The sequence below is a fragment of the Egbenema bharatensis FJBBOT/2019 genome, assembly GCF_048077055.1.
In the GTDB taxonomy this organism is placed as follows: Bacteria; Cyanobacteriota; Cyanobacteriia; order Elainellales; family Elainellaceae; genus Egbenema; species Egbenema bharatensis.
The window spans coordinates 5,784,165-5,798,254 of record NZ_CP182236.1 but is presented as its reverse complement, the minus strand read 5'-3'; the positions used below and the strand labels follow the sequence as shown (position 1 = coordinate 5,798,254).

Below are 14,090 nucleotides of genomic sequence, written 5' to 3'. Positions count from 1 at the left end.
CAGTTCATCATGACAATTATGCGATCGGCTCATTCTCCTGACAGGTTTCATTCACGCAGGCAAGATGCCTGCGCTACGGATTATTCTTTTCCTCACTCCTCACTCCTCACTCCTCACTCCCCACTCCTCACTCCTCACTCCTCACTCCTCACTCCTCACTCCTCACTCCTCATCAAAAGATAAAATCAATTTGTCTCAACATTTTCCCCTATGACCCCGATCGACCCTGAATTTCTCTTGTTTGCCCAGCATGGATGGGCGGATGATAATCAAGCCATGACTCGTCTGGCGAAGGATTTGGTCAACGACAATGATCAGGTTGTGGTTGTGGCTCCCCATCTGGACTACATCCAAACCTGGATGCGGATTGCGCCTTTGATCCAAACTGTGGAAGCCGCTGCCGCCATTACGATGGCAGATTATCCCAATGTGCCAATGCGAATTGTGGGACACTCAATGGGGGGGTTGATCTGGTTGGAAATATTGAATCGGCATCCCCGCTGGTGGGCGAGAGTTCATTCCCTGGTGCTGGTGGCTTCTCCGGTGGGGGGTGCAGATCTGGGGCGATTGATTGATCCGTTTAATTTGGGCGTGGGGATTGCGGCAGATCTGGGGGTGAACCGAAAGCCGATCGCTGAAGCCATTGCAGCCGAGATTCCGACCCTGGTGATTGCGGGAGACATCGATCGGGGGAGTGATGGTACGGTTCCCGTGGAATGTACCAAGGTTCCCAACGCTGAGTTTGTCCGGTTGCCGCAGCTTTCCCATCCAGCCCTGCGGGATCATCCCCTGGTCGCGTCGCTGATTCGGGAGTTCTGGTTAGGAACCCCCGTCGGGGAAGCGGTGAACTATGACGAGGTGATTCGACGACTGCATCAGGTGCCAGGCATGACCGATGGCCACTGGCGAGACTTCGATCGGGCACAGGTGATCATGTTCCTCCAGAATGGCGGTTCTATCCGCACCTGGGTTAATTTTCTAGGCATTCACCATGTTTTTGTTGCCTCTTCCCAGGGGCAATGTTTGTATGCTGGTTTCGTTGGCTGGTTGCACTCGGAGGAGTTGAGACAAGCCCTGGCAGAGATTCGTCGGAAGTATGCAGCGGAAGTTTAAATCATCCCATGATCGTCTGTGGGTGCGTCTCTAAGGGCTGGCCGATCGCCACTCGCGGAAGCCGATGTTTGAAGCTGCAAAGAATTTCCCAGGAGATCGTGCCCAGAGTATTGGCCCAATCGTCCGCCGAAATCGATTGGTTGCCATCCTGTCCCAAAATCGTCACTACCTCCCCCTCCCGCAAATCTGGAATTGCACTCACATCCAGCATCAATTGATCCATTGTGATTGCCCCAATTTGCGGCACCCGCTGCCCCCGGATCAGTACCGACATCTGGTTCGAGAGATTGCGAGGAATCCCGTCTGCGTAACCAATTCCCACCACCGCCATCAGAATGGGGCGATCGGCAATGTATTGATGGCCATAGCTGACCCCCGTTCCTGCGGCGATCGGCTTCACCTGGGTCACGCGCGCCTTAACCTGAAGCACGGGTTTCAAGGAAATCATGTCTCGCAGATGGGGCGCAGGATAGAGTCCATAGGTCGCCAGTCCCACCCGCACCAGGTCATAGTGCAGCGAAGCATCCACCAAGGTGGCGGCTGAATTGGCAAAATGGAGCCGGGGAGGGGTGAATCCAGTTTCTCGGATTGAGTGAATCGCCTGCTGAAACCGATCGTGCTGGGTTCGCATGATCGTCGGATCAGGGCTATCTGCCGTGGCCAGGTGGGAATAGACGCTGGCAATCTTCAGGTGGGGCAGTCGAGCCACCAAGCGAGTAAACTCCGCTGCTTCCGGGTAGGGCATTCCCAGACGGGACATTCCCGTATCAATCTTGAGGTGAACCGGCAGCGATCGCCGATGGCCCAGGGTGGAAATCGTTTCCGAAAAGACGAGTGCCTGCTTTGGGGTTCCCAGGGTGGGCTGGAGTTGCCACTGGACGATCGCCCTGACCTGCTCTGGTGTGTTCGTCGCGCCCAATAGCAGGATCGGAGCCTGAATCCCTGCCTCCCGCAGTTCAATCCCCTCCGGGATAGTGGCCACCCCCAGCCAGGTGGCTCCATGCTGTAGAGCCGTTTGCGCCACTGTCACTGCCCCATGACCATAGGCATCCGCCTTCACCACCGCCATCAGTTCCGTCTTGGGATTCAGCAAACCCTTGAGCTGCTGGACATTCTGAGCCAGAGCCGCCAGGTTAATTTCCACCCAGGCCCGCTCCTGCCGCATCGATGACAAATTTGGAGAAACATCCCAACTCAGCATCGTTCACTCCTTTTCACTCCTCATCTATGTGCCACCTATGTTACTATCTGTAAAACCACTTCTCAGCAACATCAATGGGCAAGGTTCTGGTACTCAATGCCTCCTACGAGCCGCTTAATATTACAAGCTGGAGGCGGGCGGTTGTTTTGCTGATTAAGGGAAAGGCAGAACAAATCGAACACAACGGCAAAGTCATTTACGCGGAGATGCCCCTGCCGACGGTCATCCGGCTGCGTCACTATGTGCGGGTTCCCTACAAGGAAATTCCTCTGACGCGCCGAAATATCCTCCACCGAGATGGGCACTCTTGTCAATACTGCGGCTATTCGGGAGATGACCTGACGCTGGATCATGTGATCCCCCGATCGCGGGGCGGCGGCGACAGTTGGGAAAACATCGTCACAGCCTGCGTCCGGTGCAACGTCAAGAAGGGAAACCGCACGCCTAAGGAAGCGAATTTACTGCTGCGGCAAAAACCCCACCGACCGTACAGCGGACTTTACTTTGAAGTGACCAAGCATATAAAGAGCGGTGTGCATCAAGAATGGCAAAAATATGTAATCGGAAGTTGACCCCTGGCGGCATTGTGCGGCTGGGGGTTTTTAGGTGGGGTTTTTAAGGGCGATCGGTTCAGTCGATTGAACGATAAAACGGTTGGCCAAAAACGGCCGCAAGGCAAAATCTCCCTCAGGGACAGTGCAGTTTAGCGAGTTTTTTGCGAAGATCGGAGTAGATCCAGGTTGAGATACCGAATCCCCGGTGCTTGACAAGCTCGTTGAGCGGGGGGCAGGTTCACCAAACTGGGTTGGGTGAGGGGATTTCGTTCGACAATTGTCAACCTGTATCTTAACCATCAGGACAAAGGGGAGTCACTCCAAAGCCTGAAAGCTGTAATATGAAATCTAACTCGCAAAAGCCTCAAAATAACCGTTCACCTAGCAATAGTTCACTGTTGATGGCAGAATCTCCGGCAGGTTCCAGTTTAGACACGTTAATGCCTAGTTCTATCGATCGGGCGAACCATCGCTCCAGTCAGCGAGACAACGATCGCTCGGCCGATCGGGCGAACCGACCCACCGCTCCAGAGCACCGTAACGATGAGCGGAACGTTAGTTATGAAAAGCTGTTTACGCCCCAAGCCCTGAACACTGCGGAGCAGAAAGCTGATGAACTGCGCCACATGCTCGAACTTCATCGGGGCGATCGGCAGTTGGTGTTACTACAAGATTTCCCCGATCCTGATGCGCTGTCGAGTGCCTGGACATACAAGCTGATTGCTCAACAGTTTGAGATTCAGTGTGATATCGTCTACGGTGGAACTTTGAGTCATCAGGAGAATATTGCTCTGGTGAAGTTGGCGAGTTTACCGGCCCAGCGATGGACGGCTCAGGCTGCCAAGGATAAGGATTTGCACAGTTATCAAGGCTGTGTGTTGATCGATAACCAGGGAACTACGACCCAACTCTGGCCGTTGATTCAGCAAGCCGAACTGCCGATCGCTGCGGTGATTGACCACCATACCAGCCAGGGGGATCTCAACGCTGAATTTACCGACTTGCGCCCTCAAACCCGTGCTACAGCTACGATTCTGACTCAATATCTCCAGGTGGGACTGTTGAAGTTAGACAATAGTAATGGGGAGCATGTGAAGTGTGCAACTGCGCTGATGCATGGGCTGCGATCGGACACCAATCGGTTGATGCAAGCTCAGGAAGAGGACTTCATTGCCGCCGGATATCTCAGTCGCTTCTATGATGCCCAACTGCTGAATTCGGTGCTGCAAGCCTCTCGCTCGAAGCGGGTAATGGATGTGATCGAACGATCGCTGCGGAATCGGGTGGTGCAGAACAGCTTCACGATCGCAGGGGTGGGGTACTTGCGCTACGACGCGCGGGACGCGATTCCTCAGGCCGCCGATTTTCTGGTGTCCGAGGAGAACGTCCATACTGCTGTTGTATATGGCATTGTTCATGACGAGGATGAAGATCTGGAGGTGGTGATTGGTTCCCTCCGTACCAGCAAAATCACCCTCGACCCAGATGAGTTTATCAAGGAAGCCTTCGGGCAAGACCCACAAGGCCGTTTCTTTGGCGGTGGGCGATCGATGGCAGGCGGCTTTGAGATTCCGCTAGGATTCCTCTCTGGCTCCAATGAAAATGCAGAGTACACGCGCTTGAAGTGGGAAGTGTTTGATGCTCAAATCAAGCAAAAGCTGTTTCGATTGGTAAACCCAGAGGATGGGGTGATTCAAACTGTGTGAAGTTGCTTGGGGTTGATCAAGCGTAGGGATTTGGTGCTGTCAAATCCCTATAAAGGCAGTAATTTTCCAGGTTAAAGTGGGTTCAGAAGGTCGCCAGCCTGCTGTTGGTTCAATTCCAGTTGCGTCAAGCCAGATGCTTATCTAGGGCAGCGGTGTATTCTTCGTATTTTTTCGCGCCAACCAGGGTTTCTGCAACTTCACCCTGATTAAAGAACATGACGGCAGGAATACTGCGGATGCTATATCGCTTGGCTACTTCCCTGTTGGCATCCAGGTCTAATTTTAAGACTTTGACCCGATCGCCGTATTCATCAGCCAGTTGATCGATCAATGGGGCGATGAGTTTGCAGGGGCCACACCAGGATGCAGTACAATCCACCACAAACAATGACTCTGCCCCAAGCAGGGCATCAAATTCGGCTTCATTTTGAATGTAAGCTGCAGGCATAAGTTCATCTCGTATAAAGTCCTATTCTCCCACAGTGCTTGCACTTCTCCTATGCAATGGGTGAGGTTGCGCCGTATGGTACAAGAATTGCGGAGTGACAAAGATGGGATAACAACCATTATGGATACCCGTATTCTGAACTGAGCCGGGAAGAGCGATCGCAGTCCTTTGGCTGGTTAAACTTCATTGTCCATTCTCCCTAAATCCGATCGTCTTTGAGAATGCAAACAGGATAACTTCAGGATTGTAGATCGAATCACTGCGCGATCGTTCTGCTTTGTTGACTGGGCGGGCAAGATGCCCACTTCCCAAGAGGGTGGTTTGTCAGGGCGCACAGCTGTGCGCCCTGACTGCGTGCCTTGACTTAGAGGATCATCGATCGCACATAGATCCGCATAATTTCACCGGGTTCTTTCGTGGTAGCCTGCTGAATTTGCGAGAAGGGAAGGGGGCGTGACCAATCTTCCACTCGACAGAACTCACATTGGTACAGTCGGGCAATGGTCAATTCCACATCATCGGGTTGACCGATCATCAGTATTTTCACCGAACGACGGGCAGGGGAAATCAGCCGATCGCCCTCTGGAGGCAGACCGAATCGTTTGTCGGACATGATTGGTGAATCTCCTTATGTTCCAGGGTTTGAGGAAACCCTAGAGACTGGCTCCCAGCCTCAGACGGTGCGAGCCAAGGACTAAGAGTGCTATCATGCACCCTAGCCCGGACTAGCTGGTTTAGTCTGTGGTGAGGAGGTTGGGCGTTCTTTGTCACGGCACGCCTGACCTCCGCTAGAGAATTTCGTCTCTAGGTGATCCAGCTACCCCCAGGTCTGTGCAACCCAAAAGATAGCTATAGCTGAAGAGCGTAGCATTAATCGATCGGGCAAATCAAGTCACAATTGATACGATCGCTTAATGTTTCTCTTTTTTAGGGAAAATTTTAAGGATTAATCTATCTGGGCGATCGCTTCAAACTGCATTGTTTAACTCACAATCCTAAATCCAGATGCGCCCCTTCATTCCGAATTGCGTTCTAACCAGGTCATCAACTCTTCTGGTTGCGTAAAGTCTAACGATGCTTCTCCCAAGGCTTCTAGCTGATCAACGGAGAGCGATCGAATGCGGAATTCTACTGCTGAATCCAACTCCCCCAATTGACGCTTTAGGAGGCGTAGTACGAAGGATGCCTCCCGTTGGAGACCTTGTTGGAGACCTTGTTGGAGAATATCTTGATAAATGACCGATTCTTTCACAATTTCCTCCCGTAAGATTTGCTGAATCACTGCTTTTTCCAATACTAATCCGGCGAGAATAGAAGTAGCAGCAGCGACATCACCTTTTACACTTTGGTCTGGTATGGTGTTGATTTGCTGGGCGATCTAAGGACGATAGGGCTGTTCTTTGAGCAGGTGACTGACCAAAACCTTTAAGAAAAAGCAAGGTAAGAACCATTCCAGACCCAAAGTTGGAGCGAATAGATAACGATCGCCCAGTAAGGCGAGGGTATACAGTCCCAGGGCGATCGGACGCTGCAAATAGAGAGGAGCCTGCAAAATCAGGAATGCGGCACTCAGCAGGTAGGCAGATACTACAACAAAAAATAGTCTATCTTCGCTGCGAAACAGCAGTACCACCAATAAAACGTGGAGTACGTGCAGGGAGATAAAACTCATATGTTGCCAAAATCCTTGCCCAGGACGGTGATACCACCGCTTCGCAGAGGCAGTCGCATTGGTGATGATGCCGCCGACCAGATCCAACGCCAACACCGCAGCAACGACAAGTTGCGATGGGGTCCAGTGCAGATGAGCCATGATTGCATAGAGTGGAGCAGTCAGAGCCGCAATGAACGGTGGTACGAATTGGATGATTAACTCCGCTGGGGTTGCGCCTGGTCCAGTGAAGCGATCGAGCAACCCCTTCAAACCTGTCCGAGGAGATGGAGTAGTCCAATTAGCGTTCATGACATTAGCATTCATGACAACACCTCACAGTACGCATCATAACAGTTGTCACGCATAAGATAACAACTGTTATGATAAACTGTCAATCAGTCAATGAGTTTTTCCTCTTCTGCCTTAAGCTTTTGCTTTAAGTTTTGCAGCCATTGCTATTGCGTCCCTATGTCCCAATCCGACCGCCGTTTTGAAGTTGCCGAAGCTGCCTGGCGAGTCATCGTCCGCGAAGGGTTAGATCACACTAGTATACGGGCGATCGCTCAGGAGTTGGGCTGCACCACTGGAGTTGTGACTCACCATTTTCGAGACAAGCAGGAGTTGATTCTGTTTGCGCTCAATCAGGTGACGCAACGTTTACTCACAATTATGCAGGCTGAAGCTAGTCAACCCTTGGGTGTTGATCGACTCGTGGCTATGCTGTCTGCTTTTTTGCCTTTAGATGCAGAACGACAAGATCTCCTCAAAGTTTGGTTAGCATTTTTAGGTTATGCGATCGGGCGAGAATCGCTGTTGGTTGAACACCAAAAGTACGCGAACTGCCTGCGTGAACTGATTATTCAAGAGTTAAAAGCCTTACAAGCTGATCAATTCCTTCGATCGGACTTAGATCCTGCAATGGAAGCCAATGTTTTGCTGGCTCTTGTCAACGGGATCAGTCTTGATTCCCTGATTCAAGCAAAAAGCCTCAGCTCCAAACAACAGAAGTTCACGCTTTGGCAATACGTGAGTGGATTGTCAGCTACTTCCCAAGAAACTAGGCCACTGAATTAAAAAATTCGGATTGCGATCGATCAAGCTTTGTATCCTCAGAACTGCTGACAGCACGAGACAGGTCATCCGAGATTTGCCGACAGTATTGGTTGAAGGTGGGCGAGGTGCGAAAGTCACTTGTGCGGGGATAGGGTTCATCGATCGTCACTTCTGATACGACTCGACCCGGACGGGCAGCCATAACGACGACGCGATTCGATAAATAAACCGCTTCGTAGATGTTATGGGTGACAAACACCACCGTCCACTTCATCCGGTTCCATAACTCCAGCAAGTCGCTGTTGAGCTTACTCCGCGTCATTTCATCTAGCGCGCCAAACGGTTCATCCATCAATAAAATCTCAGGATGCGTCACCAGGGCCCGGGCGATCGACACTCGCATTTTCATTCCGCCTGACAGTTCGCGGGAATGGCACTGTTCAAATCCTTGGAGATCCACCAGTTCGATCGCCTCTGCCACAGCGGCAGCAGCAGCTCGTTTCGTTAGTCCCGACAGCTTTAAGGGCAGGTAAATATTTTCCTGTACAGTCGCCCAGGGCATGAGGGCAGCTTCCTGGAAGACAAACGCCAGCTTTCGATCGCTATGTCCTTCCAGGGACAAATGCCCGGAAGTCATCTTTCCCAAACCCGCCATCAACCGCAGAACGGTGCTTTTCCCACAGCCAGAGGGACCCAGTAAACTGACAAACTCCCCCTCCGCGATCGTCAGGTTTAAATCCTTGAGGGCAACTGTCCCATTGGAATAAACCTTACTGACATTGTTAAGCGTAATCGCGGGAGGGGTCATCATTTTGTCCTATTTCTTTCTATAGCTGTGGGCAAATAGTACCCACGGGGTCATGGATGTGGGGGAAATGGCTGGTTGAGAAAAGGGTTGAGGGGACTAGGGAATGGGCAATTGGAGGAGGCGATCGCAGACAACCAAGCTGCACCACAGAGATTTTCCTCAGAATCTTCCTCAATCCTACAGGCTCTCGCCCATGCTGCGCGAACTCCCCACTCCCAACCGCCCGTTCTTGCCTTAGACCTGATACGCATCAACCCCTTTATTCACAAAGTCCAGCGTATAGGCCTGGGTATAGTCAGTCTCCGAATTAAACACCCCTTGTTCTGCCATCGTTTCAAAGAAAGACTGCCAGCGTTCATCCGTCATGGCTCCGATGCCCAGCGTTTCAGCCTCGCCCGACACCACAATGCCGTACTCCTGCATTTTTTCAATGCCATAGGCAATCTGTTCATCGGTCATTTCGGGATTGGCTTGTTTGATCAATTCATTCCCAGGCGACGGATCACCCTCCAGATAGCTATACCAGCCCTTAATGGAAGCATCAACAAACCGCTGGACTAAATCCGGATCTTGCTCCACCAGTTGCCGACGGCATTCGATCGTCGTCGAATAGGGATCGTAGCCAAAGTCAGCTAGCAGGAAGACCACGGGTTCAAAGCCGCCTTCTTTTTGAATTGTTAATGGCTCAGAGCTGAGATAGCCCTGCTGGGCCGAGTTTTCGTCTGCCAGGAAGGGGCCAGCGTTAAAGTTGTAGGTGCGCTTCTGATCTTCGGTGAAACCAAACCTTGCCTCCAGGAAGGGCCAGTAGGTGACATTAGCCGCTGAAGAGATGAAGATGGGTTTGCCTATAAGATCTTCGAGGGTTTCCGCCTGGCCAGGATGGGCGAGCAAAACCTGGGGATCTTTTTGGAAAATTGCTGCAACGGTGACTTTAGGAATGCCTTCTTCCACTGCTTTAATCGCATCAGACGCATAGCCCATGAAGAAATCGATCGCTCCCCCCATCAAAAGCTGAGTGCCGTTGACCTGAGGACCACCCATTTCGATCGTTACATCTAATCCATATTCTTCATAAATCCCAGTGGCAACCGCCTGATAAAAGCCGCCATGTTCCGCCTGAGCATACCAGTTGGTGCCATAGGTGATCGGGGTGAGTTCGCCAGAGGTAGCCGAATTGGTTGTGGTCGCCGTGTTGCGATTGGAGGCACAGGCCGCAACCAAACCACTCCCTGCTGCAAGCGCACCATACTGAAGCAACTTACGACGAGTGACTCCGTAAATTCCCTGTGGTGGATAGCGTAATAAACTCATGGAATGCTCCTTATGACACGCTGAAATTGGTTTACCCCGGTTTTTTGCGAGTTACAGCCTTTCATTTACTGACGCTACTAGAACCTCATATACTGAATTGTATTTTCAGATACGGCTTCTGAGACGTTCATGGTAGAAGACCTTCACGATTTTCGATGTTTGACCACCCATTCGATTACCTGCTCACCCAGGCGAACCTGATTGAGGCGATCGATTTCTCGAATTCCAGTGGGACTGGTGACATTGACTTCGGTTAAGTAGCCGCCAATTACATCAATTCCCACAAACACTAAGCCATCCCGCTGCAAGGTGGGAGCCAGCACTTCACAAATTTGCCGATCGCGCTCAGTAACCTCCGCTGCGGCAATCCGTCCACCTACGGCCATGTTGCCCCGAAATTCGCTGCCCGTCGGAATCCGGTTGACTGCGCCGATCGGTTCTCCGTTGAGCAAAATCACCCGCTTATCGCCATCCTTCGCCGCTGGCAGAAACTCCTGCACCATCACCGGAACTTTGCCCTGAAAGGTACTGATTTCAATCAAGGAGTTAAAGTTGCGATCGCCCGGTTCAATCAACAAAATTCCCTCGCCAGCCTTACCGCCCAGGGGTTTAATTACTGCCGATCCCTGCTGATCGACAAACTTGCGAATCACCTGCTTATCCTGGCTGACGATCGTTTTAGGAATCACCTCACTGAATTGCAGAGCATACATTTTTTCGTTCGCTGTTCGCAGTCCATGAGGTGAGTTGACGACTAGCGTTTTAGCTGGATCAACATAGTCCAGTATATAGGTGGCATAGAGATAGGGAATCGTTACGGGCGGATCGGTTCGCATGAACACCGCATCCATTTCGTCCAAACAGCGAAGATGGCGATCGCTCAACTGAAACCATTCCAGTTCCGCCGACCATAGCCCATCCACCAGTTGAACTGCTTTTAACCGTACCGACTGCAACTCTGCCCAGGCCTTTCCTTCTGCCACGCTCAAGGAATGAGCTTCTGTGATCCAGACTTCGTGCCCTAATGCCTGGGCTGCTTCCATTAGAGCCACACTGGTATCGTGACCCGGATCAAGCTTTTGGATCGGATCAATAATGAATGCAAACTTCACGAAATCTCCTTGATGGTTTGAGGGAAATCAAGAGGCTGGGGCAGGGGGCAGGGAGCGGTTCTCTGGTTTTCCCCGAACAGTAATTAATGATGGGGCGATCGGCTTCTACTCACCTTGAAGCAATTTGCAGCGGTTCACGAATGAAGCAATTAGTTTTGCAGCAGTGGATCGAGTTTACCCCGGCTATTGAGGGCATGGAGATCATCGCAACCACCAATGTGCTGGTCGTTGATAAAAATCTGAGGCAAGCTCCGTCGTCCATTGGCCCGATCGGCCATTTCTGCCCGCGCGGCTTCATCTCCGTCAATGCAATACTCAGTGTATTCAACGCCTTTCTTGTCTAGCAATGCCTTCGCTCGAATGCAGAAGGGACACATACTCCAGGTGTAGATCTCGACGTTTGCAGCCATGATGATTTACGACTCTCTATTCTTCATTAATCTTAATCTATTTGGCTTGACCCGTTGGATGAGTTAGATGAGATGGGGCGATCGATTTTTGATACCGTTCGGCTCTAGTTCCAAGTATTCCCATTTTCCTTTTACTTTGCTGACTGGGCGGGAAAGATGCCTACCCCACAAGAATTCTAGATAATTAAATTCACAGTCCTCAATTCATTCTGACTCCCTACTCCCCACTCTCTACTCCCAACTCCCGCTCCCAACTCCCGACTCCTCACTCCTCACTCCTCACTCCTCACTCCCTATGAGTGATAAACTCTTCTGTGCAAGAGAATCAGCGCGTATGCAGTTAGAATTTGTTTCAGTTGAAGAATTTTATTTTGCCCTGACCCTGGCGGTGAAGTTGCTGGAAGAATATCAGGATGAAGCACTGGTAGAACAGGTTCGATCGCGTCTACAGGAAAAGTTTGGTCAGCCTTCGACGATCGCCCCAGGCAAGCAAAATACCTTTAATTACGTCTTTCGAGTTCAGGACTACGATAACAGCCCTGCCCCTCAACTTATTCTCTCCATTTCCGACTGGCAGAACAAACTCCGCCTCAGCAGTGATTATGGCTGGACGCTAGATGCCGATCGCAAGCCCTCCCGCACAGAGCGATTTCAGCAACGAGAGGAATTTTCGCAGATCGTGCGATCGGTTTTGCAGGAGCAGTTGGGGATTGAGTTGGGGAGTGAGGAGTGAGGAGTGAGGAGTGAGGAGTGGAAAGTAGGGGCGCATTGCAATGCGTCCATGTCGGGAGTCGGGAGTTGGGAGTTGGGGGTTGTATTGAGGTGATGGGGGGTGGGGCTTGGAACTGTAGGCTTCCCTGTGCCAGCTTACCCGCTGCATCACCCGCGAATGAATGGTGGACTGTCAAATCAAGTCCACTCAAATGGACTCAATCTCTCTTCCAGTTGATTAATCAGACGTTTTTAGGTAGCCCGCGATTGATCTAGGGGCGATCGGGTAACAAATCCAGACCCAACTTGGCCGGTTCTCTCCACCGATCGTCAATTTTCGCTGCCCTGTGGGAATAAATAAGACAGGACTTGCATCAGGCGGGCAGTACCCACTCTACTGCTGTGGGAATGAATCAGCCAGACTAGTAGACCTCGGCAGCAATACGCCCACCTTTCGTAGTGCAGGCTTCCAGCCTGCGCGGGCAAGATGCCCGCTCTACGGTTGCTCAATTCACGCTCGCTTCTACTAGTATCTTCTGACTCCTGACTCCTGACTCCCGACTCCCGACGTGGACGCATCGCAATGCGCCCCTACTTTCCACTCCTCACTCCTCACTCCTCACTCCCTCAATGACCTACAACCTACGAGTTGCCGATCTCCCTGCTGCTGAACGTCCGCGTGAGCGATTGGTGTCTCATGGGGCGAAAAGTTTGTCTACAGCAGAGTTAATTGCGATTTTGTTGGGAACGGGGCAGGGGCCCGGAAAATTGTCGGCCGTTGGATTGGGACAGCATATTCTACAAAAGTTGGGAGAAAACCAGCGGGATTCTTTGTCGGCGCTGCGGGAGGTTTCGGTGCAGGAATTGACTCAAATTCCGGGAGTGGGAATGGCGAAGGCTTCGACGATCGTGGCGGCGATCGAATTAGGGAAGCGGGTGTTGTATTCTCGTCCTCCCGATCGCACGGTGATTGATGATCCAGCGGTGGCAGCGGCAGCTCTGAGTGGTGACTTAATGTGGCAGGCGCAGGAACGATTTGCGGTTTTGCTGTTGGATGTCAAGCATCGGTTAATTGGCGCACAGGTGATCAGCGTTGGAACCGCCACTGAAACCCTGGCCCATCCACGTGATGTGTTTCGAGAAGTGATTCGCCAGGGAGCCGTTCGTGTGATCGTGGCTCATAATCATCCATCGGGGAATGTGGAACCCAGTCCTGAAGATATTCACCTGACGCGGCAATTGCTGACGGGAGGACAAATTCTGGGAATTCCTCTGCTGGATCATTTGATTCTGGGTCATGGCGACTTCCGCAGCCTGCGCCAGACTACGACGTTATGGCAGGAACTCCCCCAGGGAGACTGACCCTTCAGATTAAATCCTTACGGAAGCAAATAATTCGATCGACTTCTTCAAATCCCAGCGCGAGATGGGCCTGATAGCTCACCGTATTATCAAGCAAGCAATCGCTGGCCATTTCCGTCAGTCCCAGCGATCGACCCCAGGCTTCCACCTGCTGCACCAACTGTCGTCCATACCCTTGCTGACGCAGATCCGATTCAACGTACCACCCTTCAACATAGGCAATTTCATCGCTGGCACAGTCTTCGGCATAGGTTCTGACGCTGGCTTCCACAAAACCGCCCAACCGACCCTCTCCTCGATCCAGGACAAACACCGCAGCTTTGGGGTTACTTTCATCAAAAAATGCAGCAATTTCTCCCTCATGCTCCTCAATCGCCTTCGGCCATAGCAAACAGCGTAACCGAAACCATTCAGCGCGATCGTTGAGCTTGACGGGTCGTATCTCCGTAGGATTTCCAGCAGCCATAGGATTTTTACCAGTATGCCAAAATCGCCCTCTCCAGAATCAGAAAGGGCGATCGGGTTTGGTGAATCAGAAACTGCGGTGCGTTCAGAAACAAGAGGACTGGGCGGGCAAGACTTCGGCTTGAGCTCAGTCGAAACGCTGCCCACCCCACAAGAGCCTTAGGGTAATCCTCAGTCCAAGG

18 protein-coding genes are annotated in these 14,090 nt (G+C 51.7%); 8 read left to right on the top strand and 10 right to left on the bottom strand.

The features are described from left to right. Nucleotides 1-64: 64 nt before the first annotated feature. On the top strand, nt 65-214 hold the full coding sequence (locus tag ACM1PF_RS27135) for a hypothetical protein (protein ID WP_416669138.1): 150 nt from the start codon (nt 65-67) through the stop codon (nt 212-214). After that, entirely contained in the window at nt 211-1,113 is a 903-nt protein-coding gene (locus tag ACM1PF_RS27130) for a serine aminopeptidase domain-containing protein (RefSeq protein ID WP_416669137.1), read from the top strand. Before ACM1PF_RS27135 ends, ACM1PF_RS27130 begins: the two co-directional genes overlap by 4 nt. Nucleotide 1,114: 1 nt before the next feature. Here the strand turns inward: ACM1PF_RS27130 and alr are convergent, their stop codons facing one another. Next, on the bottom strand, nt 1,115-2,314 hold the full coding sequence (alr, locus tag ACM1PF_RS27125; RefSeq protein ID WP_416669135.1) for an alanine racemase: 1,200 nt from the start codon (nt 2,312-2,314) through the stop codon (nt 1,115-1,117). 74 nt (nt 2,315-2,388) lie between these two features. On the opposite strand from alr, the gene ACM1PF_RS27120 reads away from it, so the two are divergent. Continuing rightward, nucleotides 2,389-2,886 (top strand): HNH endonuclease, encoded by a 498-nt coding sequence (locus ACM1PF_RS27120; RefSeq protein ID WP_416669133.1) that lies wholly within the window; start codon nt 2,389-2,391, stop codon nt 2,884-2,886. Between the two features lie 422 nt (nt 2,887-3,308). Further along, the gene (locus ACM1PF_RS27115) at nt 3,309-4,574 is read left to right on the top strand and encodes a DHH family phosphoesterase (protein WP_416669131.1); all 1,266 of its coding nucleotides are present in this window, start codon (nt 3,309-3,311) and stop codon (nt 4,572-4,574) included. 124 nt (nt 4,575-4,698) lie between these two features. Here the strand turns inward: ACM1PF_RS27115 and trxA are convergent, their stop codons facing one another. The 4 genes from trxA to ACM1PF_RS27095 all read right to left on the bottom strand — a co-directional run bounded on the left by trxA (nt 4,699) and on the right by ACM1PF_RS27095 (nt 7,000). Then, nucleotides 4,699-5,022, bottom strand: a complete 324-nt coding sequence (gene trxA / locus ACM1PF_RS27110) for a thioredoxin (RefSeq protein ID WP_416669130.1) — start codon at nt 5,020-5,022, stop codon at nt 4,699-4,701. Between the two features lie 364 nt (nt 5,023-5,386). After that, nucleotides 5,387-5,635, bottom strand: a complete 249-nt coding sequence (locus tag ACM1PF_RS27105) for a hypothetical protein (protein WP_416669128.1) — start codon at nt 5,633-5,635, stop codon at nt 5,387-5,389. A 402-nt stretch (nt 5,636-6,037) separates the two neighbouring features. Continuing rightward, complete coding sequence (locus ACM1PF_RS27100) at nt 6,038-6,304, bottom strand: DUF4351 domain-containing protein (protein WP_416669126.1); 267 nt, start codon at nt 6,302-6,304, stop codon at nt 6,038-6,040. Nucleotides 6,305-6,400: 96 nt separating this feature from the next. Then, the gene (locus ACM1PF_RS27095) at nt 6,401-7,000 is read right to left on the bottom strand and encodes a hypothetical protein (RefSeq protein WP_416669124.1); all 600 of its coding nucleotides are present in this window, start codon (nt 6,998-7,000) and stop codon (nt 6,401-6,403) included. Between the two features lie 144 nt (nt 7,001-7,144). Here ACM1PF_RS27095 and ACM1PF_RS27090 point away from each other — a divergent pair, with 144 nt between their 5' ends. After that, the gene (locus tag ACM1PF_RS27090; RefSeq protein ID WP_416669122.1) at nt 7,145-7,750 is read left to right on the top strand and encodes a TetR/AcrR family transcriptional regulator; all 606 of its coding nucleotides are present in this window, start codon (nt 7,145-7,147) and stop codon (nt 7,748-7,750) included. Here the strand turns inward: ACM1PF_RS27090 and ACM1PF_RS27085 are convergent. The 4 genes from ACM1PF_RS27085 to grxC form a co-directional block, all read right to left on the bottom strand. Beyond that, nucleotides 7,734-8,540, bottom strand: a complete 807-nt coding sequence (locus ACM1PF_RS27085) for an ABC transporter ATP-binding protein (protein WP_416669120.1) — start codon at nt 8,538-8,540, stop codon at nt 7,734-7,736. The two genes, ACM1PF_RS27090 and ACM1PF_RS27085, sit on opposite strands and share 17 nt — an antisense overlap. Nucleotides 8,541-8,771: 231 nt before the next feature. Next, the gene (locus ACM1PF_RS27080; RefSeq protein WP_416669118.1) at nt 8,772-9,848 is read right to left on the bottom strand and encodes an ABC transporter substrate-binding protein; all 1,077 of its coding nucleotides are present in this window, start codon (nt 9,846-9,848) and stop codon (nt 8,772-8,774) included. Nucleotides 9,849-9,991: 143 nt separating this feature from the next. Further along, a complete protein-coding gene (gene gshB / locus ACM1PF_RS27075; RefSeq protein WP_416669116.1) occupies nt 9,992-10,960 on the bottom strand; it encodes a glutathione synthase in 969 nt (322 codons plus the stop codon). Between the two features lie 149 nt (nt 10,961-11,109). Further along, nucleotides 11,110-11,370, bottom strand: a complete 261-nt coding sequence (gene grxC / locus ACM1PF_RS27070; RefSeq protein WP_416669114.1) for a glutaredoxin 3 — start codon at nt 11,368-11,370, stop codon at nt 11,110-11,112. Nucleotides 11,371-11,704: 334 nt separating this feature from the next. Here grxC and ACM1PF_RS27065 point away from each other — a divergent pair, with 334 nt between their 5' ends. Together ACM1PF_RS27065 and radC are read left to right on the top strand one after the other, a co-directional pair. Beyond that, nucleotides 11,705-12,103: a hypothetical protein gene (locus ACM1PF_RS27065; protein WP_416676811.1), complete on the top strand. Its 399-nt coding sequence runs from the start codon at nt 11,705-11,707 to the stop codon at nt 12,101-12,103. A 608-nt stretch (nt 12,104-12,711) separates the two neighbouring features. Next, nucleotides 12,712-13,443: a RadC family protein gene (radC, locus tag ACM1PF_RS27060; protein WP_416669113.1), complete on the top strand. Its 732-nt coding sequence runs from the start codon at nt 12,712-12,714 to the stop codon at nt 13,441-13,443. A 4-nt stretch (nt 13,444-13,447) separates the two neighbouring features. Here the strand turns inward: radC and aac(6') are convergent, their stop codons facing one another. Beyond that, entirely contained in the window at nt 13,448-13,909 is a 462-nt protein-coding gene (gene aac(6') / locus ACM1PF_RS27055) for an aminoglycoside 6'-N-acetyltransferase (protein ID WP_416669112.1), read from the bottom strand. A gap of 15 nt (nt 13,910-13,924) precedes the next feature. Here aac(6') and ACM1PF_RS27050 point away from each other — a divergent pair, with 15 nt between their 5' ends. Beyond that, nucleotides 13,925-14,071 carry a hypothetical protein gene (locus tag ACM1PF_RS27050; RefSeq protein ID WP_416669111.1) on the top strand — a complete coding sequence of 49 codons (147 nt, stop codon included), beginning with the start codon at nt 13,925-13,927 and terminating at the stop codon, nt 14,069-14,071. Nucleotides 14,072-14,090: the final 19 nt, after the last annotated feature.